The sequence below is a fragment of the Roseicyclus sp. genome, from assembly GCF_965662675.1.
Taxonomy (GTDB): Bacteria; Pseudomonadota; Alphaproteobacteria; order Rhodobacterales; family Rhodobacteraceae; genus Roseicyclus.
On sequence record NZ_CBFIIK010000002.1, the window covers coordinates 83,307 to 104,874 of the forward strand.

A 21,568-nucleotide genomic window follows, 5' to 3' on the forward strand; every position below is an offset into this window, starting at 1 on the left:
TCCAATGGCCTCTCGCTCTCTCATGCTGACATCCGCGCTGGCGTTGATCGCCGCCACCCCTGCACTGGCGCAGGAGATGAATTTCAATCGGATCGCGTCATTCCCCGTTGCGCTGAACACGCCCGCTGCTGACGAAAGCTCGGCCGAAATCATCGCAGCCACGGGCGATGGTATGACGCTGATCTATTCCGACAGCCCGGCGGGTGTGATCGGGTTCATCGACATCACCGACCCCGCGAACCCCGTCGCGGCGGGCAGCTTTGTGCTTCCCAATGGTGAGCCGACCGCCGTTTCCGCGCTCGGCCAGACGGTTTTCGTGGCCGAGAATACCTCTGAAAGTTATACTGCCCCCTCGGGCATCTTGCATGCGGTCGATGTCGCCAGCCGCGACGTGATCGCCTCGTGCGATCTGGGCGGTCAGCCCGACAGCACCGCCGTGGCCCCTGATGGCAGCTTTATCACCGTCGCCATCGAGAACGAGCGCGACGAGGATCTAGGCGATGGCCGTGTGCCGCAGATGCCCGCGGGCTATCTGGTGATCCAGCCCTTGGGTGCCAATGGCGCGATGGATTGCGCGGCGCAAATCCGCGTCGATCTAACCGGTCTGGCCGAGGTCGCGGGCGAAGACCCCGAGCCGGAATTCGTCGATGTGAACGCCAACGGCGACATCGCCGTGACGCTGCAGGAAAACAACCACATTGTCGTTTTGTCCTCGGCTGGCGATGTCCTGAGCCATTTCAGTGCCGGGTCAGTCAGCCTTGAGGGTGTGGATACCAAGGAAGAGGGTGCGCTGACCTTTGACGGGCAGCTTGCCGATATCCCGCGCGAACCCGATGCGATCCAGTGGATCGACGCCGATCATGTCGTCATCGCCAACGAGGGCGACATGGATGGCGGCAGCCGCGGCTTTACCGTATTCCGCCGCGACGGGACCGAGGTGTTCGAGGCGGGGATGAGCTTTGAATATGCCGTCGCAGAGATCGGCCATTACCCAGAAGAACGGTCCGGCAATAAGGGCGTGGAGCCCGAAGGGATGGAGGTCGGCACCTTCGGTGGCGTGCCGATGATGTTCCTTTTGGCCGAGCGTGCGTCGGTCATCGGTGTTTATGACATGTCGAACCCGACGGCGCCCGTGCTGGCGCAGCTTCTGCCCTCCGGCATCTCGCCCGAAGGCGCGATGGCGATCCCCGCACGTAACCTGATCGTTACCGCAAATGAATTCGACGGGCGCGAAGACGGCGCGGCACCGGCCCATGTGATGATCTACGAGTATCAGAACGCGCCGGCGGTCTATCCACATCTCACGAGTGCCGGCACCGACAGCCTGATCGGCTGGGGCGCGATTTCCGGTCAGGTAATGGCCGAGGATGGCACGATCTATGCCGTTTCCGACAGCTTTTATGGCATGCAGCCGACGATCTTCCACATCGACGTCAGCCAAACGCCCGCCCGCATCGTCGATGCGATCCGCGTGACGCGCGAGGGTCAGCCCGCGCAGCTGATGGATCTGGAGGGCATCGCGCTGGATGGCGAAGGCGGATTCTGGGTCGCCTCCGAAGGGCGCAGCGACCGGATCATTCCCCATGCGATCTACCATATCGGTTCCGATGGCGCGATCGAGGATACCATCGCGTTGCCCAACGAATTGCTGGCGGTCGAAATCCGCTTCGGCTTCGAAGGGATCACGCGGGTCGGCGACATGCTCTACATGGCCGTTCAGCGCCCGTGGCGCGACGATCCGGCCAACCATGCCAAGGTTCTGGGCTACAATCTAGAAACCGAGGAATGGTCGGTCATCCACTATCCTCTGACCGCACCCGCCACCGGCTGGGTCGGGCTGTCGGAAATCGTGGCCCATGGCGATCATCTGTACTTTGTCGAGCGCGACAACCAGCTTGCTGGTGCCGCTGTGACCAAGCTGATCACCCGCGTGGCCCTGTCGGCAATGGAAAACATGGTCGCTTTGGGCGAAACGCCCGCGGTGCTGGAAAAGGAAACGATGGTGGACCTGTTGCCCTATCTGACATCGACCGGCGGCTACGTGCTGGACAAGGTCGAAGGTCTGGCGATTGCGGCGGATGGCACGATGTGGGTCTCGACGGACAATGACGGGGTCGATGACCATTCGGGCGAGACGATGTTTTTCGCCATTCCTGCGGAATGAGGTTCTGCGCCATCCCGCCGATGTGAGCCGCGCCATTCCCCCTTTGGCCGCGTCTTGAAGCAGGGGAATGCGTATTTTTGGAAAGATGAAGGGCATTTCCCCCGGTGGTTCGACCGCCGGGGGTGTTGCTTTGCGGGTGCTAGAGTCGGATCACGAAATCCTTGGTGGTGGTTTCGACCACCTGCCATGTGCCGGTAAAGCCCGGACGGATCACATGAGCCTCGCCCGGGCGTAGGGTGATCGGATCGCCCCCATCGGGGGTCAGGATCGAAACCCCATCCGTCACGCGGAAATATTCCCATTCATCATAGACCACGCGCCAAGTGCCGGGCGTCGATTGCCAGACGCCGCACCACAGGCCCGGCGCCTCATCGGTCAGCCATGTGCGATGTTCGGGGTCACCCGCGATCAGGCGGGCGGGATCGGGGCGCGAAATCTCGGGGCTGCCTTGCGGCAAGACGGGCGATGTCAGCTTCATGGGGCCATCGGTAATGAAAGGCGCCGCCCCGATGGGGCGGCGCAGGTCGACTTACTGGGTCCAGCGCACGGCGGTCAGGTCATTGGCCTGCGTCGGTGAGTTGGCCCAAAGTCCTTCGATATTCGCGTTCGCGACACCGGTTTTTGCCAGCTGAAAGAGGAAGCCGTTGACGTAATCGCCCGCGATCATCTCTTGCATCTCGACCATGAGTGCTGCGCGCGCCGTCGGGTCCGACGTGGTGGCGAGCGTCTCGTTCAGCGCAACGAATTCGGGCCGGGCATATTGGAAGTAATAATCGGGCCGGGCGTAGATGCCGATATCCATTGGTTCGGTATGGCTGACGATCGTCAGGTCGAAATCACGCCCGCGGAAGACCTGTTCAAGCCACTGCGCCCATTCGAGATTTGTGATCTCGGTCTCGATCCCCACCGCGCGCAGTTGTGCGGCGATGATCTCGCCGCCACGGCGCGCATAGGCGGGGGGCGGCAGCGCAAGGCGCAAGCTCAGACCGCCTGGTGCGGCCTCGGCCAAAAGCGCGCGGGCAGCGTCGGGGTCATGGGCCGACAGGCCGGTCAGATCGACATAGTTCGGGTTATGCGGCGCGAAATGCGTGCCGATGGGCGTGCCATAGCCGAACATCGCTCCGTCGATGATATCTTGGCGGTTGATCGCATGGGCGATCGCTTGGCGGATGCGGACATCATCCAGCGGCGCTTGGGCGTTGTTCATCGCGAGGATGGTTTCCCCCTCGGTCGAGCCGACAATGACCGTAAAGCGCGGATCGGCTGCGAACTGGGCCAGTGTTTCGGGGGCCGGGAAATTCGGGAAGGCATCGACATCGCCCGCCATCATCGCGGCGAAGGCGGCGTTGGGGTCCGAGATGAAGCGGAAGGTCGCGGCCTCCAACGCTACGGGCGTGCCCCAATAGGCATCATTGCGGACCAGCTCGATCCGGTCGCCCTCGACCCGGTTGGCAAAGCGGAAAGGGCCGGTGCCGATGGGGTTGGTGGCATTCGTCTCGGCGCTTTCAGGGGCGACGATCACCGCATCCCCCCATGCCATGTCGAAGAGGAACGCCCCGTCGGGCCCGTCGAGCGTGACGCGCACAGTCAGATCATCCACCACCTCGGCGCTGAGGATATTGGCGAAAAGCGCGGGCTGGGCGTTGGTCGACCCCTCGGCGCGGGCGCGGTCGAGCGAAAACACCACGTCATCGGCGGTCAGGGTCGTGCCGTCATGGAAGCTCACGCCGGGGCGGAGCGCGAAGGTATAGACCGTGCCATCCGCGGAAATTTCCCAAGAAGCGGCGAGGCCGGGATTGACCGATCCGTCAGGGCCGAAGCGGGTGAGCCCTTCGAAGAGATTGGCATAGACTACCTCGTCGATGGCGGCGGCAGCGCCGGCCGTCGGGTCGAGGTTCGGCGGCTCCAGCACCATGCCGATGGAAAGATCGGCTTGCTGGGCAAACGCGGCCCCGGCGCTGAGCGCACAGATTGCCACGCCACGGCGAAGATGATGGATCATGGTGTTCGTCTCCCACAAGGTGTCCCGGCGCCATCATGGCGCAGAGTGGAGAAAAAATCCCGGCAAAAATCGTCGCGCAGAACGTACTTAGCCCCAGCTCTGCGGAAGTGTGAAACCCATCGCGCGCAAGCCGTCGCGCTGGGCGCTGACAAAGGGCTCCAATCGTTCGGCCAGCCCTTCTGGCATGGGGTGGGGCGGTGACGGGTTGACCACCCGCGACACGATATTATCCGGGAGCGTCTGCGGCGCGATATCCAGAAACTGCTCGATATCGGCCACAAAGCCGCGTGGATCATGGCCGATACGGTCGAAGAAATCGATCATCAGACAGTCTTGAGGCATACCCGAACGCAGCCGCGTGATGGCCGCGACATAGTTGGTATGCTCAAGATAATCGCCCTCTTGAATATGGGCGAAAATCTCATCGGCGTGCCAGCCATCGAGCAAATGGGATCGCCCCTGCACCTTGAGATGAAAGCGCACATGGCTCCAGAGTCTATCGATGGGTTCGCGCAAGGTGTATAGCACGCGCAGGCGGCGAGAGCGGGCGTGTATATCGCGCCACGTCTCGCTTGGCAAAAGCGCGTTCAGGTTCGAGAAATCCGCAACCCAGCGCGCCTGGCCACGGTGCAGAAACAACTCGTTGAACCAAGCATCATCCACCGGACCGTTCAGCCAGTTCGCCACCCAGCGCACCCGTTTTTGCAGCACCTGAACATGCGACACCTCGGGGTCGAAGGCGAGATATCCTTTGGCGCGTCGCATGCGCGCCCGATCCGACAAGAGCCCAGGGCGCAAGGCTTGCGCATAGAAGTAATGGATTTCCTTTTCGTGGCTGAAATGTACATCGGGATGGCGGCTCATGACATCGTAAAGCCAGGTGGTTCCCGCCTTCATCGCGCCGACGCTGAGGAAAACTTGGTCGAAAATGGGCTGTTCGTTCATGGAGTCGTGTCCAGACAAAAAAGACGCGCGCCTTTGGCGCGAATTGTGAACCTTCGCTCGTTCTTTGCATCTTGCGTTGGGCCATGCAAGCCGGCTGGCCGGGTGTGGCCGGAATGGCAGCGTCAAAATCTATGGGCTTTGGCTGGCGAATCGGATTAAAGATTTTAGGCTGGAGCACGAATTGAGGGGGCGGCATGCCGAATCTGACCATCGACGAGATCTTGGCGATAAGCCCCGATGCGATGCCCGACTTCATCCGAAAGCACACATCGTCGCGCACCTTGAGCCGTGTTGTCAAAACGCTCAACCGCACCTTGATCGATGGGGATGAGGCCGCCCGCGACATGGCCGCCCACGCCTTGCGCCATCTTGGCTTCGAGGAAACCACTTAACACGGCTTGGCCAACAACAACTCGCCCAAGGTCAGCGCCATGACCTTGGCGCTGTCGATCATGTCCTGCACGCCCACCCATTCATCGGGCTGGTGGGCAAGGTCCAAGATACCGGGCCCATATGCGATGCAGTTCTTCAGCCGCCCGATCCGGTCGATATGTTTCTGATCATAGGTGCCGGGTGAAACGACATAATCGGCCTGTCGTGCCAGAACCCGTTCGATCGCGGCGGCGACGCTGGTCACGATCGGCGCGTCGCGCGCCGTCATCGTCGGCTGCACCTCGAAAAGCTCTTTGATCTCGTAGGAAAACCCGGGCCTGCGGGCGCGCACGCGCTCCATCAGGGCGGTTATCTCCGCCTTCACCTCGGTGGGGTCTTCTTCGATCAAGAAGCGCCGGTCGATTGTGATGCGGCAGCGGTCTGGCACGCATGGGGCGGGCAGGCCATCATAGCCATCGGGCTGGACCGGTTCGCCGCCATGGATCGCGTTGATATTCAAGGTCGAGGATCTTGCCCCTTCCGGCACGACGGGCATGGCGGTGCGCTTGCCCGCCAAGAGGGGAAACAGCGTCGCCTCCATCTCGGCCAAAACCGCGCCCATATGGCGCACGGCGCAATCACCCAAGAACGGCATGGAGCCATGCGCGATCCGCCCATGCGTCTCGATCTCGGCCCACCATACGCCGCGATGGCCCAAACAAATGCGGTCTTTGTTTAAGGGCTCGGGGATGATGACATGCTGCACGCGTTCCGGGCTGAAATAGCCGCGCTCGGCCAGATAGGCGACACCGCCATAGCCGCCCGATTCCTCGTCCGCCGTGGCGCTGATCTCGATTGCGCCGGCGTGGTCAGGATGAGTGTCGATGAATGCCTCGGCCGCGATGATGCTGGCGGCCAGGCCCCCCTTCATGTCGCATGCCCCGCGCCCATAGACGCGTCCGTCGCGCAACTCGCCGCCGAAGGGATCGATGCTCCAGCCATGGCCGGTCTCGACCACATCATGATGGCTGTTGAAATGCACGCAATCGCCGGGTCGCCCCCCGTTGCGGCGCGCAACCATGTTCCATCGCGGGTATGCTTCGCTATCGGCGGGCGCGCCATGGGCGCGGATCATCTCAACTGTGAAACCCTTGGCTGACAACCGCGCCTGCAGCATCTCGCAGATCTCGAGGTAATTGCGCCCCGGTGGATTGAGGGTCGGGATGCGGACCAATGCTTGGGTCAGCGCGACCAGTTCGTCTTGGCGCGCGGCAATGGCCTCCAGCAATCGGTCATCATTTTCCATCGCCGCAAGAGTGCGCCGATGCGGCACAGGCTGCAAGCCCTGCCATTTCGTACAAATATCCCCTATATCGAAAGCATCGAGATACGAAAAAGAGGCGAAAGATGATCATCGGGCTTGGACGTATGCTGCTGTTGATGCTGGCGCTACTGACGGTGGTCTATGTCTCGTTGTTCTTCTATTGGCGCGCCGGTGCCAAGATGCGCTTGGAAGAGCAATGGGTGATGGCCGGGCGACCCGGTGATCGCGACGCGTGGATCGACGAGCGCATTGCGCCGATCGCGCGGCGCATCCGCGCATGGCTAGTGTTTTTCGTTTACCTGCTGCCGGTCGCAGGTTTGAGCTTGTATATCACCCTTACGAATTGAGGTGCGCCCATGCGCTGGCCCCGTATCGTCTTTTTCTTGACCCTGATCCTGATCCTCGGGGCCATGCTGCATTACACGCTGCCGCAGCGCGACATCGTGCGCATTACCGGGACCGAAATCATCCGGCAGGATTTTTCCGGGCTTAACCGGATCTTTTACGCCCAAGGTGATAGCGGCAACGCCCAGACCGATAGCCGCGACCTGCGTCTGATCAATGCGGTGCATGTGTCGGGTGCCGTGATGGTCTATCGCAACGAAGATACGGGCTTCGGCTGGCCGCCCTACTTCAAACTCGACAGCGCCGATCTGCATGCCGAGGCGGCGAACCTGACTTCGACCGCCGCCGCCCCGCAATGGGTGGCGGTCACCCATTATGGCTGGCGCTCGCGGCTTTTGACGACCTATCCCAATGCAGTAGGCATTCGCCCCGTCGACGGGCCGGATGCGACTTTCGTGCCTTGGCTCAATGCCATCATCTTGTTGGCGCTTCTGGTCATCGGTTTCATGGTATGGCGTATCTGGGAACGATTCGAGGATCGCGTGATCGACCCGTTGCGCGACCGCTTGGCCGTGCAATGGGCCAAGATCAAGGACAAGACGGCCGGGCGCGGCTAGGCGGAGTGTCGCCGCTTCTTCGTTTCATAAATATCCCCGCCGGAGGCATCTTGCCGCTAGCCATACCTCATGTCGCCGGGCCTATTCGCCATAGGGGATCCAGATCGTTTTGACCTCGGTCGCCTGTGCAAGAAAGCTCCGTCCCTCGCCCGACGCGCCTGCCCAATCCGGGGCGTCGCGATTGATCCATGTCCGCTTGAGATTACCCGCCGAGGCGGCTTCGAGCGCGGCGTGGTCCATGCCACCGGCAAATGACCATAGCGCATCGACATCGGCATGTGCGGCCAAGGTCTTGCCCAACTCTTGCGGATCGCCCGTCACGATATTGACGACGCCGCTGGGCAGATCCGAGGTGTCGAAGATTTGATAAAGATCGGTCGCAGCCAAGGGATAAGCGGCCGATGGCACCAAGATCACCCGGTTGCCCATCGCGATCACCGGCGCGACAAGGGACAAGGTTCCCAGAAGCGGCGCCTCATCTGGCGCGAGCGCACCGATCACGCCCACGGGTTCCCGCATCGCCAATGCAACACCCCGGATCGGCACCTGCGCCACGCGGCCATCCATCTTGTCGGCCCATGCGCCATAGCTGAAGAGCCGCGCAATGCTGGCGTCAAGCTCGGCCTCGGCTCGCGATTTCGAACATCCCGTCATTTCGCGCAAGCGGTGTTGGAATTCCGCCGCCCGCGCTGCGAGATTTTCGGCGACATAGTAAAGCACCTGCGCGCGGTTATGCGCGGTGGCCTTTCCCCATGCGCCCGCGCCGCGCGCGGCCTCGACCGCGTTGCGTATATCCTTGCGGTTGCCGACGCCTGCATGCCCCAAAAGCCGGCCGCGTTTGGACCAGACAGCTTGGCTATAGCCGCCATCGGGACGGGCCTGTTTGCCGCCGATGTAAAGCTTGGCCGTGCGGTCCAGCCCTGTCGCCTCGGGCGTGGCGGGGGCGGGAACAGGCGCGATGGGCTTGATCGGGGTGTGCTTGCGTGCAGGCTTGAGATAGGCCGAGAGCCCCTCCCATCCGCCTTCGCGACCAAAGCCCGACTCGCGGATGCCGCCAAAGGGGGCACTCGCATCAAACAGGTTCGTGGCGTTCACCCAGACCACACCGGCGGCCAGTTTCGGCGCGATGTCGAGCGCGAGGTTGAGGTTCTCGGTCCAAAGAGTCGCGGCCAGACCGTAGCGGGTATTATTTGCGATCTCGACAGCCTCCGCCGGCGTGCGAAAGGTGGTGGAGACAAGCACCGGCCCGAAGATTTCCTCTTGCATGAGCGGTGCGGCCGGCGAAAGCCCGGTGATCAGTGTCGGCGGATAGAAACATCCCTGCGAGGGCAAATTCGTGGGCGCGCGGTAGATCTGCCCTTCGGTATTGGCATCCACCATGGCGCTGATCGCCTGATGTTGCCTTGGGTCGACCAGCGCGCCCATGTCGATGCATTTGTCGAGCGGGTCGCCGGCCCGCAGCTTGGCCATGCGCGCTTTCAGCCGCGCGTGGAAATCGTCCGCGATCCCTTCCTGCACCAGCAGGCGCGAGCCCGCGCAGCAGACCTGCCCCTGATTGAACCAGATCGCGTCGACCAACCCCTCGATGGCGCTGTCGATATCGGCGTCGTCGAAGACGATGTAGGGGGATTTGCCGCCCAGCTCGAGCGTCAGGGATTTTCCCATCCCCGCCGTCTGTTCGCGGATGCGGCGGCCGACAGCGGTGGAGCCGGTGAAGGCGATTTTCTGGGTCGCTGGATGGGTCACGATGGCCTCACCCGTCCGCCCGTCTCCGGTGACGATATTGACGACGCCCTTGGGCAGGCCTGCCTCCTGACAGATCTGGCCGAACAAGAGAGCTGTCAGTGAGGTGTATTCGGCGGGTTTCAGAACCACCGTGTTCCCGGCGGCCAGCGCCGGGGCGATTTTCCATGCCAGCATGAGGAGGGGGAAGTTCCACGGGATGACCTGCCCGCATACGCCGATAGGCGCCATGCCCGGCGCTTCGGTATCGCGCAGCTGTGCCAACCCTGCGTGGTGGTAGAAATGCCGCTGGGCCAGCGGGATATCGACGTCGCGGGCCTCGCGGATCGGCTTGCCGTTGTCGAGGGTTTCGAGCACGGCGAAAAGGCGGGCGTGTTTTTGCAGGAGGCGCGCCAAAGCATAGAGGTATTTCGCCCGCGCGTGGCACGACAGCTTTCCCCATTTCGGAAAGGCTCTTGTTGCGGCTGTTACAGCCGCGTCCACGTCCCCGGCCGTACCTTGGGTGATCTGGGCCAGTTCCTTGCCCGTCGCCGGGTTTCGGGTGGCAAAGGTTTCGCCCGGCGCGGTGAAGCTGCCGTCGATGAAATGACCAAAGGCGGGGCCACGGGTGGCGATCCAGTCCAGCGCTTCGGCGGCACTTTCGGGGGCGGGGCCATAGTCCATCGTTTCAAAGATCTCGCGGGTGGTCATCGTCGTCGTCTTTCTTTGCCGTACGGCTGGAAAACGGATCGTTTCGTCATGCCATCGGATGCCGCCAGCTTGCCGAATAGGCGCCGGTGACATGATGTTCGAGTTGTCGTTCGATATCGCCCAGAAGGCTTGAGGCCCCAAAGCGGAACAGGTCGGGGCGCAGCCAGTCGTCGCCCAGTTCTTCTTTCATGAGGCTGAGATAGACGAGCGCGTCCTTGGCCTTGGAGATGCCGCCCGCGGGCTTGTAGCCGACCTTGATCCTTGTGGCCGCCTCATAGGCGCGGATCGCGCGGATCATGGTGAGCGAGACAGGCAGCGTGGCGTTGACGCTTTCCTTGCCCGTGCTCGTCTTGATGAAATCGGCCCCCGCCATCATGCAGACGAGCGACGCGCGCGCGACATTCCTGAGCGTGCCAAGCTCGCCTGTTGCAAGGATCGCCTTCACATGCGCCTCGCCGCAGGCGGCCCGAAATTCGCGCATCTCGTCATAAAGCGCTTGCCAATTGCCGGTCAGGACATGGCGGCGGGAGATGACGATGTCGATTTCCGAAGCACCCGCTTTCACGCTTTCCTCGATCTCTTTCACGCGCAGGTGATAGGGAGATAGCCCCGCCGGGAAGCCGGTCGAGACAGCGGCGACGGGGATGCCCGAGCCCGCCAGCGCCGCTACGGCGGCTTCCACCATCTCGTGATAGACGCAGACCGCGCCCACGGTAATCGGCGGCAGGCCCAGGGCGTCGAGAAGATCGGCGCGCACCGGTTGGCGGGCTTTGGCACACAGCCGTCGCACGCGGCCCGCCGTATCGTCGCCTGACAGCGTCGTCAGGTCGATACATGTGATCGCACGTGCAAGCCACGCGGCCTGATACTCCTTTTTCACCGTGCGCCGACCGGGCAGGGTGGCTGCGCGCCGTTCGATGGCCGAGGTGTTGGCCTGCACCCGCGCGATCCAGTCAAGATCGAGCGGCAGCCCCGGATTGCGGGGGCGGTGAAGCTGCGGCAATTGGCTTTGCGTCGCTGCGGTGCGGAGTTGGGTCGTCGCGTGCATGGTGGGGTTGGGCTGTTCTTTTGGCATCACGTCGAAAGCGTGTCATGCGCCCTGTCGCTTGGCAAGCCTGACCCGGCGGCCGTTTGGGGCCGTGACAGCCGTGGACCAAGACGTTAACAGGACGTCACCGCCATACGGAGCCTGCCAGATGACCTTCGACCGTTCCATCAAGATTGCACCTTCGATCCTGTCCGCCGATTTCGCCAATTTCGGGGCCGAGATCCGCGCGATCGAGGATCATGGCGCGGACTGGGTCCATGTCGATGTGATGGATGGGCATTTCGTGCCGAACCTGACCTTTGGCCCGATGGCGGTCAAAGCCTTTCGCCCGCATGTGCAGACGGTAATGGATGTGCATCTGATGATCGCACCCGTCGATCCCTATATCGATGCCTATGCCGAGGCGGGCGCGGATGTCTTGACCGCCCATGTCGAGGCGGGGCCGCATATTCACCGCACGCTACAGGCGATCCGGGGCGCAGGGATGAAGGCCGGTGTGGCGCTCAACCCCGGCACGCCGGCCGAGGCGGTGGCGCATCTTTTGGACATGGCTGATCTGGTCTGCGTGATGACGGTGAACCCCGGTTTCGGCGGGCAGAAATTCATCGATATGACGGCTAAGGTGCGCAGCCTGCGCGCGATGATCGGTGATCGGCCCATTCATATCGAGATCGACGGTGGTGTGGATGTTACGACCGCGCCATTGGTCGCGGCAGCGGGTGCCGATGTGCTGGTTGCCGGATCTGCCGTGTTCAAGGGCGGATCAGTTGACAGCCCAGAAGTCTACGGCGCGAATATCGCGGCGATCCGTCAGGCCTCGACGGGCTGAGCGGCCTGTTTCAGCGGCGTCGCTGGTCGTTGCCTGAGATCAACCCTTGCAGGGCCAGCAGGTCGGATTGACCGCGCGCACGCGCGTCTTCGATATGGCTGTCAATCGCACTATCGGGAATGTTCATTAGTCGTGCGCGATGACGCTGGGCGGCGATGCTCAATGCCTGATCTTGCTTGGTCGGCATGTAGTGTGCGGCCAGCGTCGACCCCTTGAGCTTGGCCCTACCCATGCGCCGCAAGCCTGTCGAAACGCTTGCGGCGGCAAGCAATGTGCATGCAATCGGATCAATGCCCATCGGTGTCGTCTCCTTACAACGCGATCAGGGTTAAAACCCGATTGCGGTGAAATTTTGACGCTCAGATGGCCAATTGCCTTGAATTGGCTGGGTAACTCAGCCTTTTTGCGGGCCTGCTTCCAGCACGTCTTCCAAGGTGCGCAGCCCGGTGCGCGGCGCTTGCACCAAGACGGCCATGTTGCCCGGTTTATGCTCATTGCGCATCATTTTCATGTGCGCCAGCGGCAGGTCGTCCCAGGGGAAGACCTCGGACATGCAGGGGTCAAGGCGGCGGTCGAGCATCAGCTTGTTGGCGGCGGCGGCCTGTTTGAGATGGGCGAAATGGCTGCCCTGCAGGCGCTTTTGGTGGCTCCACATATGGCGCACGTCGAAGGTGCAGTTATAGCCCGATGTGCCGGCGCAGATCACGACCATGCCGCCGCGCTTGACGACGAAAGTCGAGACGGGAAAAGTCGCCTCGCCGGGGTGTTCGAAGACCATGTCGACATTCACGCCCTTGCCGGTGATGTCCCAGATCGCCTTGCCGAAACGGCGCACCTCGTTGAACCAGTCGGTGTATTCGTCGGTGCCGACCTCGGGCAGGCGGCCCCAGCAGTTGAAGTCTTTCCGGTTGATCACGCCCTTGGCGCCCAGGTCCATCACGAATTGGCGCTTGTCCTCTTCCGAGATCACGCCGATCGCATTGGCGCCCGCCGCATTGATCAGCTGGATCGCGAAAGACCCAAGGCCACCCGAAGCGCCCCAGACCAGCACGTTCTGGCCGGGCTTCAGGTCATGAGGTTCATGGCCGAAGAGCATCCGGTAGGCGGTCGCCAGCGTCAGCGTGTAGCAGGCGCTTTCTTCCCATGTCAGATGCTTGGGGCGCGGCATGAGCTGCTGGGATTGCACGCGGGTGAATTGCGCGAAACTACCATCGGCGGTCTCGTAGCCCCAGATGCGCTGGCTGGGTGACAGCATGGGGTCGCCGCCATTGCATTCCTCGTCATCGCCATCGTCCTGATTGCAATGGATCACGACCTCGTCGCCGACTTTCCAGCGGGTGACGCGGTCGCCAACGGCCCAGACGATGCCCGCCGCATCCGACCCGATGATCGCATAGGGCGCCTTGTGCTGGCGGAAAACCGATGCGGGCTTGCCCAGACAGGCCCAGACGCCGTTGTAGTTCACACCCGCTGCCATCACGAGGACCAGCACATCGTGGCTGTCGAGCTTGGGGGTATCGACCACTTCGACCTTCAGCGCATCGACTGGCTCGCCATGACGCTCTTGGCGCAAGATCCAACCATACATCTGCGCGGGGACATGACCCAAGGGCGGGATTTCGCCCATTTCATAGAGATCTTTCTTGGGCGCGTCATAGCTGGCGATCGCTGGGGTCGCGTCGAGGGCCATCGTCATATCTCCGATCCTTTGCCGATGCCGCACTGCGGAATCATTTATGCTGCTGATGCGAGGGATACAGATCGCTGCGCAACAAAGCAAACCAGAAATTTCTTAATTTGAAATATTATGTCGTAGAAGCCTGAATTTTCGCCTCAGGCGTGTCACGATGGTCAGGCTGATCGCCGATAAGGTGAAAAATCGAGGCTGCGTAGAACGTAAGGAACTCCGACCCTTCGGCGGAAACGGACAAACGGTCGCCGATCCGGGTGACATGATCGCGCTCCATCAGCGCGCGCAGGCCGACCTCGATCGCATAAGGAATGTCGCCGCGCGGGATATGCACCACGATACCGCGGCGCTGGGCCTCATCGATCCTGCGGCGCAGGACCGCCTCCAGCGCCACGACGCTGCGCACCCCTTCGGTCAGTGCAAGGGCAACCAATGGCACGGGTGTAATGGGCATGACGCCGGCGATGCGCGTCATCAATTCCTGCCCGAGATCCTTGGCGGGGTCTTGGTGTTCATCATGCAGGAAATGCGTCAGGCTGAGCGGGTCGCCAAAGCTGACCGCCGCATAGCCATAGCGGTGAAAACGACCCGTCATGCGGTGCCAGATTTGGCGGCGTAGGTAGCGCCAGATCGGCCAAAGCGTGAACCGAAAGGCGCGCGTTCCGCTGTCTTGCGCTTCGATCAGGCTGCGATCTTCCATCACGCGGTCGTAATTGATCGCCACGGGCACAAAGACCACATCGCGCGATTGGCCGGGGCGAAACCCGTCAATGATATAGGAAAACAGCCCCAGCTTGGGCCGCCCCAGCCCGCCCGTGCGGCTCAAGCCGCCCTCGGGGAAGACGGCCTGCGTCACACCCGCCTCGGTCGCCATCTGCACGTAGCGCGCCAGCACCTTGCGGTAGAGCGGGTTGTTGTGGCGGCGGCGGATGAAATAGCCGCCCATCGCGCGCACAAGCTGACGCAAGGGCCAGACCCGCGCCCATTCGCCCACCGCATAGGCCAAGGCCGAGCGTTCGGCGGCCAGCCACGTGACCAGCACGTAATCCATGTTGGAGCGGTGGTTCATCACGAAGATCACGGTAGCGTCAGCCGGAATATCCTCGAGCGCGCGGTCATTGGCATGCACCAGCCGTACCCGGTAGAGCGATTGGCTGAGCATGCGCGCGGCGCGAATGGCGAAACCGAAATAGGTGAAGGCGGAGAAACCCGGCACGATCTCGCGCGCATAGCGCTCGGCCTTTTGAAAGGCGACATCCTCGCGGATCTTGTTGCTGCGCGCGTGATCGGCGATGGCTTGCGCCACCTCGGGGTCATAGATCAGGCGGCGTATCGTATCGGTGCGCGAGGCCAGCTTGAAGGGTTGTATCGGCGTCTTGAGGCGGGTGTTGAGTTGTTCCACCGCGCGTTCGAGTCTTCGGCGCAGGAACCAGCGCACCGAAGGGAACAAGAAATGCGATGCGAAGGTCACGCCCGCAAACAGCAGGATCAGAACAAAAAGCCAAATTGGTAGCGTGACATCGTCGGACATAATACGCCCAAAATGTCAGTTTTGCCGTATTCGGGCAATCGGGCGTTGCGTGCCCATCCTACAACGTCATGTGCCGCGCGCGCGCGCCGCGTTCGATCGCTGCGGCGTGCAAGCGGTCGATTTCCAGCTCGTGGCGTAACTCTTCGAGAAAGCGCAGCTCGCTTTGCGCCAACGCGCCATCGGCCGCCGCGACATCGCAACAGATCGCATAGGCGGTTTCATAGAGTTTCTCCGGCAAAGCATCGGTCACAAGGCCGAAGAAGGCATCAAGCCCGTCTTCCTCCTCGAATAGTTCGAAGACGATATTGCCGATGCTGCGCATGCGATCGGCGTCGTAATTGGCGAAAACCGGCAGATGGTTCACGATCTGCTCGATATTCACCAGCTCGGCGGTGCGGATCGCGGCATCCGATACGGACACCCCCACCATCAGCGCGACAAGGGCATCTTCGGGGCTGAGTTCGGCCATCTTGGGCCTCCTTTCATCACGGGGAATTTATTGACGTTGCCGCGTCTGCACAATAGGGGCATGGGCGCGCGGGCGATGGGGCTCGCTGTCAATTCGGGACCGAAACAGATGACCACCCTCCGCGATGCCGCGATGACCTCCAAGGCTTGGCCCTTCGAAGAGGCGCGGGCGGTGCTCAAACGCTATGAAAACGCGCCGCCCGAAAAGGGCTATGTGCTGTTCGAAACGGGTTATGGCCCCTCGGGGTTGCCCCATATCGGCACCTTCGGCGAAGTTCTGCGCACCACGATGATCCGTCGCGCGTTCCAGATCATCTCAGACATCCCCACGCGGCTGATCTGTTTTTCCGACGATATGGACGGGATGCGCAAGGTTCCCGGGAACGTTCCAAATCAGGACATGCTGCGCGAGCATCTGCAAATGCCGCTGACACGTGTGCCCGACCCGTTCGGGGAATTCGAAAGCTTCGGCCATCACAACAACGCGATGCTGCGTCGCTTTCTCGATACATTCGGGTTCGATTACGAGTTTTATTCGGCGACCGAGTATTACGCCTCGGGGGCTTTCGATGCCATCTTGCTACGCGCTTGCGAACGCTATGACGCGCTGATGAAGGTGATGCTGGCGTCTTTGCGTGATGAACGCCAACAGACCTATTCGATCTTCCTGCCGATCCACCCGGAAACGGGGCGCGTGCTTTACGTGCCGATCAAGCATGTCGATGCGACAGCGGGCACCGTGACCTTCGACGACGAGACGGGTCGCGAATGGACGCTGCCGGTCACGGGCGGGCAGTGCAAGTTGCAGTGGAAGCCCGATTTCGGTGCGCGCTGGGCCGCGCTGGGCGTCGATTTCGAGATGTATGGCAAGGACCACTCGACCAACACGCCGATCTACGACGCGATTTGCGAGATCTTGGGCGCTCCCGCGCCGCATCATTTCACCTATGAGCTGTTCTTGGATGAGACAGGGCAGAAGATCTCGAAATCTTCGGGCAATGGTATCTCGATCGACGAGTGGCTGAGCTATGCCTCGACGGAATCCTTGAGCTACTTCATGTATCTCAAGCCGAAGACAGCCAAGCGGCTATATTTCGATGTGATCCCCAAGGCGGTGGATGAATACCATCAGCAATTGCGCGCCTATCCCGATCAGACCCCCGAGCAGCAATTGGCCAACCCGGTTTGGCATATACATGGCGGCGATGTGCCAGTGTCGACGATGGTCGTGCCCTTTGCGATGCTGCTGAACCTTGTCAGTGTCTCGGGCGCCGAGGACAAGGACCGGCTTTGGGCCTTTATCCGTCGCTATGCGCCCGACGCCTCGCCCGATGGGAACCCCGATCTGGATCAGGCGGCCGGTTTCGCGATCCGCTACTATGCCGATTTCGTGAAACCCACCCGCGTCTTCCGTGCCGCCAACGAAAAGGAAGCCGCTGCCATGGCCGAATTGTCGGCCTGTCTGGGCGATGAAGCCAAGGCGCGCGATGTTCTGGCGCGCAAGGCTGCGTTGGAGGGGGTTGCGGCGGCGGAGGTGACAATCGATTGGCACAATGACGATTTCTTGCAATCCATCGTCTTTGCCGTCGGCAAGCTGCATGGGTTCGAGCCGCTGCGCGATTGGTTCGGCGCGCTTTACGAGGTGCTGCTTGGTGCCAGCCAAGGACCGCGTTTCGGTGGTTTCATCGCGCTTTACGGCATCGAGGAAACCCGCGCCCTGATCGCCAAGGGATTGGCGGGCGAATTGAGCGCGTGAAATCGCATTACGGCGCGCTACCATCTCGGCATCTCAATTTGTGAAAGGGGTTGCCGAGATGTTGCGCATGGTTCTTGCAGGTATTTTCGCAAGCTTCTTTTCCCTGATGGCCCATGCCCAAGAGGCGCTGGATCCCAACCCCGAGATCGAGGCCGTGATCGGCGGGCAATTCGACGCCTTTCTGGCCGAGGATGTGGCGACGGCTTGGCAATTCGCCAGCCCCAATATCCAGCGCATCTTTCGCGATTCGCAGAATTTCGGACGGATGGTGCAGCAGGGCTATCCCATGGTCTGGGCGCCGGCGCAGGTCGATTTCATCGATTTGCAGAGTTTCGGCGGCATCCTTGTCCAACGTGTGCAGGTCATCGATCGGGCGGGAAACGCCCACTACCTTGGCTACCAGATGATTCAGACCGAGAACGGATGGAAGATCAACGGTGTGCAGATCTTGCCACCGCCACAGGTCGCGGCCTGATCTTTACGCGCAGTTAATCATTTCGTTTTAGAACGGCCTTAACCCGGCTTGCTGTGCCGGGCAGTTTCACTGACATCGCTTCACAACCGAGGTGGCCGTTTATGGGCGCCTCGGTTGCCCCTTTCGGTCCAAGGACATGCGCGCGCCTGACGCTAAACCAGGCGCGGAAAGGGGTAAATTATGAACCAGGTGATTACCGACGGGTTGGTCTTGATGCCGCCCGCTTTCGCGAATGGGCTGTCGGTATGGTCGCGCCAAGATGGGCGGCCGGGCAGCGATACATGGGCCACCGCGCCCAATGCGGCGCTGGTGGCCGCCGATGCGGATTTCGGCAATTGCCTCGAGATCGTGAAGACCGAGGCCACGACGCGGCTGCGTTACATGGGCCAGACCCCGATCTTGCCGGGGCTTTATCTGCGGGTTTCCGCCCGGATCAAGGTGCTGTCGGGAAATTTCCCCAGCGTCCGGATCGCGGCATGGGCGGGCAGTACGAGCAATCAAAACGTGGGCGGCGTGGTTCAAGCCGGGCCCAGCACGACGGTGTCAGCCTATGGCGCGGTGGTTACGGTCTCGGCCATCATCGGGACAGGCGCGCGGGGCGGCGTGGACATGGCTTGGGGGCCGCAAGCGGCCTTCGGGCATATGGGCCTAGATCTGACCGGGCCGAATGGCGGTCAGGTCCGCATCGAAAGCATCACCATCGAGGATGTGACCTCGGTCTTTTTCCGCAAGATGATGGATTGGGTCGATGTGCGCGATTTCGGCGCACGGGGCGATGGGATCACCGATGATCGCGATGCCTTTGTCGCCGCCGATGCCGCCGCCGCGGGCCGTGAGGTGATGGTGCCTGCGGGCAATTACTTCATCGGCTCAAGCCTGACGATCAATACGCCGATCCGCTTCGAGGGGCGTTTGATGATGCCCGATGGCGCGCGCCTGGCGCTGAACCGCAACTTCGACCTCAAGGGCTATGCCGAGGCGATGGGTGATGATGTTCTGGGCTTGGAAAAGGGCCTGCAGCAGCTGTTCAACCAATCCGACTATGAAAGTTTCGATCTGTGCGGGCGGCGCGTTTTGCTCGATGGGCCGCTTGATGTGCAGGCCATCGTGGGCAACCGCAACACCTATGCCAATCGCCGCGTGCTGCGAAACGGCCAGCTTGCGGCCCAGAACAACCCCGCTTGGGCCGACGAGGTGCATACGCGGTCGGGCACATGGTCGGCTTCGGATGCGCGGCGGATCACGGGCCTGTCGAATGTGGCCGATATCCCGGTCGGGGCCTTGGTCACCGCGGGCCAAGGTGTGGGCCGAGAAATCTATGTCACGAGCAAGGATGTGGCCGGCGGGCGCGTCACGCTTTCAGGGGCTTTGCGCGCGGCCCCGGTGACGCAGACCTATACCTTCCGGCGGTTCAAATACCTGCTCGATTTCTTCGGCTGGCTGAACCTGCAGCGTTTCATCGTCTCGGATATCGAGTTCTTGTGCGCGGGCATTTGCTCGGGCCTGAACCTACCGCGCGATGGTTTGGCCTTTCAGATCAATGATTGCTATTTCACCGGACCCAAGGACCGCGCCATCACCTCGGCGGGTGAGGGGTGTCAGGGGCTACAGATCGACCGCTGCCAATTCCTGTCGAACGAGCAAGATATCGCCGCGCCCTTGCGCACGACGATCGCCTTTAACGCCAATGTCTCTGATATCAAGGTGCGTGACAATCGCGCGGTGCGCTTCCGCCATTTCGGCGTGATCGCTGGCACCGGCAATATCCTGTCGGGCAACCACTTCTTCCAAGGCGATGGTGTCACCGATGGGCCGCGCACCGCGGGTCTGGTCCTGACCGACAACAACATCAAGACCACTTTCGAAGGCAATTACGTCGATAATTGCTATATCGAATGGGGCAATGAGCGTGACCCCGCCCCGAATTTCACCGGTGGTTTGAGCTTTCACGGGCTGTCACTTGATGGGAATATCTTCTTCTCGACGGGCAGCGCGCCGTGGATGAACTTCATCTTGATCAAGCCCTACGGGTCGGGCCATTTCATCAACGGGCTGACGGTCACGGACAACCTGTTCAAGAAAACCACCGGCCCTCAGCTTTTGGCGGTCGAGGGGATCGACACGAGTTTCGCCACCCTCGATCTGGGGCGCACCGCCGACATGCTGTTTTCGGGCAATACCTATCACGGCATCGTCAAGCGCACCGAGAACCCGGTCACGGTGCGCCATGTCCAAGGGACGGCAAGCAGCGTTTGGAACGTCGATTTGAGCGATGTCTCACCCTTTGGCTCCGAGGTGCGGGGTGGGATTTCTTTCTTGGCCGAGGGGCCGCTGCGTTCGGCGTCAAACGTGATCATCTATGTCACGCCCTATGCCGAGCCGGGGCAGGGGGCGGGTGGGCGCACCTTGCGGATGCGCTGGCAACAAGATGTGCGCGGCACGGCACAGATTACCGCGCGCTTCGACGTCTGAGCTTTGTGGTATCGGATTGTCCGTCCTGTTATGGGGCGGGCTTTTCTTTTGCGTCTCATCGGGCTAGCTCCGCCCCTGCAAGGAGGTGCGGGAATGACGGTTCTGCCGGTCGAGAATGTACAAGATTACCCCCGCCCGCCAAGGTTGGAACGGGTGCACCAGCCCCTGCGCGTGATCTTTGCGGGTGTCGAGATCGCCAATGCCGATGCGGGAACGGCCTGGAGGGTGTTGGAGACCCACCACGCGCCGACCTATTATTTGCCGCCCGATGCGGTGCTGTCTGCTGTTCTTGTGGCGTCCCAGCGCGAGACATGGTGCGAATGGAAGGGGCGGGCGGCCTATGTCGATCTGGTGCTGAACGGGCGGCGGGCGCGCAATGCGGGATGGTTCTACCCCGCCCCCACCGCGCAGTTCGAGGCGATCCGCGACCACATCGCCCTTTACGCCACATCGGTCGATGCGGCCTATGTCGGCGAGATCCGTGTGCTGCCCCAGCCCGGTGATTTCTACGGCGGCTGGGTCACGCCCAATCTGATTGGCAAGATCAAGGGTGCCGTTGGCACAACGCATTGGTAAGCCGCTCAACCCGCCAGATCGGCGGGCGACAGGCGATAGGCACGGCCAAAGCCGCCATTCAAAAGCCCCGCGACGGGGGCGAACCGGATCAGCCCGAAATCTCCGAAATCATAGTAAAGCTGCGCCTTGGGATAGAGTGACAGGTAATGCGCCTTGAGCGCCGCCTTGTCGGCGGGTTCGGCGTGCGCCTGTAGCGTCAGGCGGGGGTGTGTCAGCGGATCGCCCTTGCCCCCCGGCTCGCCGATCAGAAGCGAACAGGCCGGGTTCGCGCGCAGCGCCGCGGTATGGCTCGAGAGATCCGAGATCAGCGTTAGCGGCACCCCGTCCGGCGCCGGCACCAGCGCGATGCGCGTCACCATCGGCGCGCCCGTTGCGGGATCGATCACGCCAAGGGCGGCAAAGCGCGCCTGTGCGATCAAGCCGCGCGCCATGCTGCGGGCCTCGTCATCGGTGGGGCGGATCGGGTCGGTCTTGCGCTCGGTCATGGGCGCAAGATAACGCCGGACCGCCCGTTTCGCCAA

The 21,568-nt window shown here is 62.0% G+C and carries 20 protein-coding genes; 9 read left to right on the top strand and 11 right to left on the bottom strand.

What is annotated here, in order from left to right; translation table 11 throughout:
* Positions 1-4 precede the first annotated feature (4 nt).
* Positions 5-2,164, top strand: coding sequence for an esterase-like activity of phytase family protein (locus ACTG4J_RS01055; RefSeq protein WP_439136634.1), 2,160 nt, complete (start codon positions 5-7; stop codon positions 2,162-2,164).
* 139 nt (positions 2,165-2,303) lie between these two features.
* On the opposite strand, the gene ACTG4J_RS01060 is transcribed toward ACTG4J_RS01055, so the two are convergent.
* From ACTG4J_RS01060 to ACTG4J_RS01070, 3 genes are all read right to left on the bottom strand, one after another.
* Positions 2,304-2,642 (bottom strand): cupin domain-containing protein, encoded by a 339-nt coding sequence (locus tag ACTG4J_RS01060; protein ID WP_439136635.1) that lies wholly within the window; start codon positions 2,640-2,642, stop codon positions 2,304-2,306.
* A 51-nt stretch (positions 2,643-2,693) separates the two neighbouring features.
* Entirely contained in the window at positions 2,694-4,166 is a 1,473-nt protein-coding gene (locus ACTG4J_RS01065; protein ID WP_439136636.1) for an ABC transporter substrate-binding protein, read from the bottom strand.
* An 87-nt stretch (positions 4,167-4,253) separates the two neighbouring features.
* Positions 4,254-5,111, bottom strand: coding sequence for a sulfotransferase (locus tag ACTG4J_RS01070; RefSeq protein WP_439136637.1), 858 nt, complete (start codon positions 5,109-5,111; stop codon positions 4,254-4,256).
* A 194-nt stretch (positions 5,112-5,305) separates the two neighbouring features.
* On the opposite strand from ACTG4J_RS01070, the gene ACTG4J_RS01075 reads away from it, so the two are divergent.
* Positions 5,306-5,503, top strand: a complete 198-nt coding sequence (locus ACTG4J_RS01075; RefSeq protein WP_439136638.1) for a hypothetical protein — start codon at positions 5,306-5,308, stop codon at positions 5,501-5,503.
* On the opposite strand, the gene ACTG4J_RS01080 is transcribed toward ACTG4J_RS01075, so the two are convergent.
* Entirely contained in the window at positions 5,500-6,789 is a 1,290-nt protein-coding gene (locus ACTG4J_RS01080; RefSeq protein WP_439136639.1) for an acetylornithine deacetylase/succinyl-diaminopimelate desuccinylase family protein, read from the bottom strand. The genes ACTG4J_RS01075 and ACTG4J_RS01080 overlap by 4 nt on opposite strands.
* A gap of 101 nt (positions 6,790-6,890) precedes the next feature.
* Here ACTG4J_RS01080 and ACTG4J_RS01085 point away from each other — a divergent pair, with 101 nt between their 5' ends.
* Positions 6,891-7,154 (top strand): hypothetical protein, encoded by a 264-nt coding sequence (locus tag ACTG4J_RS01085; protein WP_439136640.1) that lies wholly within the window; start codon positions 6,891-6,893, stop codon positions 7,152-7,154.
* A gap of 9 nt (positions 7,155-7,163) precedes the next feature.
* The gene (locus ACTG4J_RS01090) at positions 7,164-7,769 is read left to right on the top strand and encodes a DUF1523 family protein (protein ID WP_439136641.1); all 606 of its coding nucleotides are present in this window, start codon (positions 7,164-7,166) and stop codon (positions 7,767-7,769) included.
* A gap of 81 nt (positions 7,770-7,850) precedes the next feature.
* Here the strand turns inward: ACTG4J_RS01090 and ACTG4J_RS01095 are convergent, their stop codons facing one another.
* Positions 7,851-10,202 carry an aldehyde dehydrogenase family protein gene (locus ACTG4J_RS01095; RefSeq protein WP_439136642.1) on the bottom strand — a complete coding sequence of 784 codons (2,352 nt, stop codon included), beginning with the start codon at positions 10,200-10,202 and terminating at the stop codon, positions 7,851-7,853.
* A gap of 46 nt (positions 10,203-10,248) precedes the next feature.
* Complete coding sequence (gene deoC, locus ACTG4J_RS01100; RefSeq protein ID WP_439136656.1) at positions 10,249-11,250, bottom strand: deoxyribose-phosphate aldolase; 1,002 nt, start codon at positions 11,248-11,250, stop codon at positions 10,249-10,251.
* 148 nt (positions 11,251-11,398) lie between these two features.
* On the opposite strand from deoC, the gene rpe reads away from it, so the two are divergent.
* Positions 11,399-12,079 carry a ribulose-phosphate 3-epimerase gene (gene rpe, locus ACTG4J_RS01105; RefSeq protein WP_439136643.1) on the top strand — a complete coding sequence of 227 codons (681 nt, stop codon included), beginning with the start codon at positions 11,399-11,401 and terminating at the stop codon, positions 12,077-12,079.
* A 10-nt stretch (positions 12,080-12,089) separates the two neighbouring features.
* Here the strand turns inward: rpe and ACTG4J_RS01110 are convergent, their stop codons facing one another.
* The 4 genes from ACTG4J_RS01110 to ACTG4J_RS01125 form a co-directional block, all read right to left on the bottom strand.
* Entirely contained in the window at positions 12,090-12,311 is a 222-nt protein-coding gene (locus tag ACTG4J_RS01110) for a hypothetical protein (RefSeq protein WP_439136644.1), read from the bottom strand.
* 162 nt (positions 12,312-12,473) lie between these two features.
* Positions 12,474-13,769 (bottom strand): crotonyl-CoA carboxylase/reductase, encoded by a 1,296-nt coding sequence (gene ccrA, locus ACTG4J_RS01115; protein ID WP_439136657.1) that lies wholly within the window; start codon positions 13,767-13,769, stop codon positions 12,474-12,476.
* Positions 13,770-13,884: 115 nt separating this feature from the next.
* Complete coding sequence (locus tag ACTG4J_RS01120) at positions 13,885-15,240, bottom strand: 1-acyl-sn-glycerol-3-phosphate acyltransferase (RefSeq protein ID WP_439136645.1); 1,356 nt, start codon at positions 15,238-15,240, stop codon at positions 13,885-13,887.
* Between the two features lie 118 nt (positions 15,241-15,358).
* Positions 15,359-15,769: a tellurite resistance TerB family protein gene (locus ACTG4J_RS01125; protein WP_439136646.1), complete on the bottom strand. Its 411-nt coding sequence runs from the start codon at positions 15,767-15,769 to the stop codon at positions 15,359-15,361.
* 108 nt (positions 15,770-15,877) lie between these two features.
* On the opposite strand from ACTG4J_RS01125, the gene ACTG4J_RS01130 reads away from it, so the two are divergent.
* From ACTG4J_RS01130 to ACTG4J_RS01145, 4 genes are all read left to right on the top strand, one after another.
* Positions 15,878-17,524, top strand: coding sequence for a lysine--tRNA ligase (locus tag ACTG4J_RS01130; protein ID WP_439136647.1), 1,647 nt, complete (start codon positions 15,878-15,880; stop codon positions 17,522-17,524).
* A gap of 58 nt (positions 17,525-17,582) precedes the next feature.
* The gene (locus tag ACTG4J_RS01135) at positions 17,583-17,999 is read left to right on the top strand and encodes a DUF4864 domain-containing protein (RefSeq protein ID WP_439136648.1); all 417 of its coding nucleotides are present in this window, start codon (positions 17,583-17,585) and stop codon (positions 17,997-17,999) included.
* A gap of 180 nt (positions 18,000-18,179) precedes the next feature.
* Positions 18,180-20,471 carry a glycosyl hydrolase family 28-related protein gene (locus ACTG4J_RS01140; RefSeq protein ID WP_439136649.1) on the top strand — a complete coding sequence of 764 codons (2,292 nt, stop codon included), beginning with the start codon at positions 18,180-18,182 and terminating at the stop codon, positions 20,469-20,471.
* Between the two features lie 93 nt (positions 20,472-20,564).
* The gene (locus ACTG4J_RS01145; protein ID WP_439136650.1) at positions 20,565-21,047 is read left to right on the top strand and encodes a DUF427 domain-containing protein; all 483 of its coding nucleotides are present in this window, start codon (positions 20,565-20,567) and stop codon (positions 21,045-21,047) included.
* A gap of 5 nt (positions 21,048-21,052) precedes the next feature.
* Here ACTG4J_RS01145 and ACTG4J_RS01150 read toward each other — a convergent pair whose 3' ends face one another.
* Positions 21,053-21,568: a HugZ family protein gene (locus ACTG4J_RS01150; RefSeq protein WP_439136651.1), complete on the bottom strand. Its 516-nt coding sequence runs from the start codon at positions 21,566-21,568 to the stop codon at positions 21,053-21,055.

Bases quoted from the DNA above. Each gene is read 5' to 3' on its own strand.
- ACTG4J_RS01065 (WP_439136636.1), bottom strand. From the start codon at position 4,166: ATGATCCATCATCTTCGCCGTGGCGTGGCAATCTGTGCGCTCAGCGCC.
- ACTG4J_RS01085 (WP_439136640.1), top strand. From the start codon at position 6,891: ATGATCATCGGGCTTGGACGTATGCTGCTGTTGATGCTGGCGCTACTG.
- deoC (WP_439136656.1), bottom strand. From the start codon at position 11,250: ATGCACGCGACGACCCAACTCCGCACCGCAGCGACGCAAAGCCAATTG.
- ACTG4J_RS01075 (WP_439136638.1), top strand. From the start codon at position 5,306: ATGCCGAATCTGACCATCGACGAGATCTTGGCGATAAGCCCCGATGCG.
- ACTG4J_RS01055 (WP_439136634.1), top strand. From the start codon at position 5: ATGGCCTCTCGCTCTCTCATGCTGACATCCGCGCTGGCGTTGATCGCC.
- rpe (WP_439136643.1), top strand. From the start codon at position 11,399: ATGACCTTCGACCGTTCCATCAAGATTGCACCTTCGATCCTGTCCGCC.
- ACTG4J_RS01145 (WP_439136650.1), top strand. From the start codon at position 20,565: ATGACGGTTCTGCCGGTCGAGAATGTACAAGATTACCCCCGCCCGCCA.
- ACTG4J_RS01080 (WP_439136639.1), bottom strand. From the start codon at position 6,789: ATGGAAAATGATGACCGATTGCTGGAGGCCATTGCCGCGCGCCAAGAC.
- ACTG4J_RS01140 (WP_439136649.1), top strand. From the start codon at position 18,180: ATGAACCAGGTGATTACCGACGGGTTGGTCTTGATGCCGCCCGCTTTC.
- ACTG4J_RS01130 (WP_439136647.1), top strand. From the start codon at position 15,878: ATGACCACCCTCCGCGATGCCGCGATGACCTCCAAGGCTTGGCCCTTC.
- ACTG4J_RS01060 (WP_439136635.1), bottom strand. From the start codon at position 2,642: ATGAAGCTGACATCGCCCGTCTTGCCGCAAGGCAGCCCCGAGATTTCG.
- ACTG4J_RS01095 (WP_439136642.1), bottom strand. From the start codon at position 10,202: ATGACCACCCGCGAGATCTTTGAAACGATGGACTATGGCCCCGCCCCC.
- ACTG4J_RS01135 (WP_439136648.1), top strand. From the start codon at position 17,583: ATGTTGCGCATGGTTCTTGCAGGTATTTTCGCAAGCTTCTTTTCCCTG.
- ACTG4J_RS01110 (WP_439136644.1), bottom strand. From the start codon at position 12,311: ATGGGTAGGGCCAAGCTCAAGGGGTCGACGCTGGCCGCACACTACATG.
- ACTG4J_RS01070 (WP_439136637.1), bottom strand. From the start codon at position 5,111: ATGAACGAACAGCCCATTTTCGACCAAGTTTTCCTCAGCGTCGGCGCG.
- ACTG4J_RS01090 (WP_439136641.1), top strand. From the start codon at position 7,164: ATGCGCTGGCCCCGTATCGTCTTTTTCTTGACCCTGATCCTGATCCTC.
- ACTG4J_RS01125 (WP_439136646.1), bottom strand. From the start codon at position 15,769: ATGGCCGAACTCAGCCCCGAAGATGCCCTTGTCGCGCTGATGGTGGGG.
- ccrA (WP_439136657.1), bottom strand. From the start codon at position 13,769: ATGGCCCTCGACGCGACCCCAGCGATCGCCAGCTATGACGCGCCCAAG.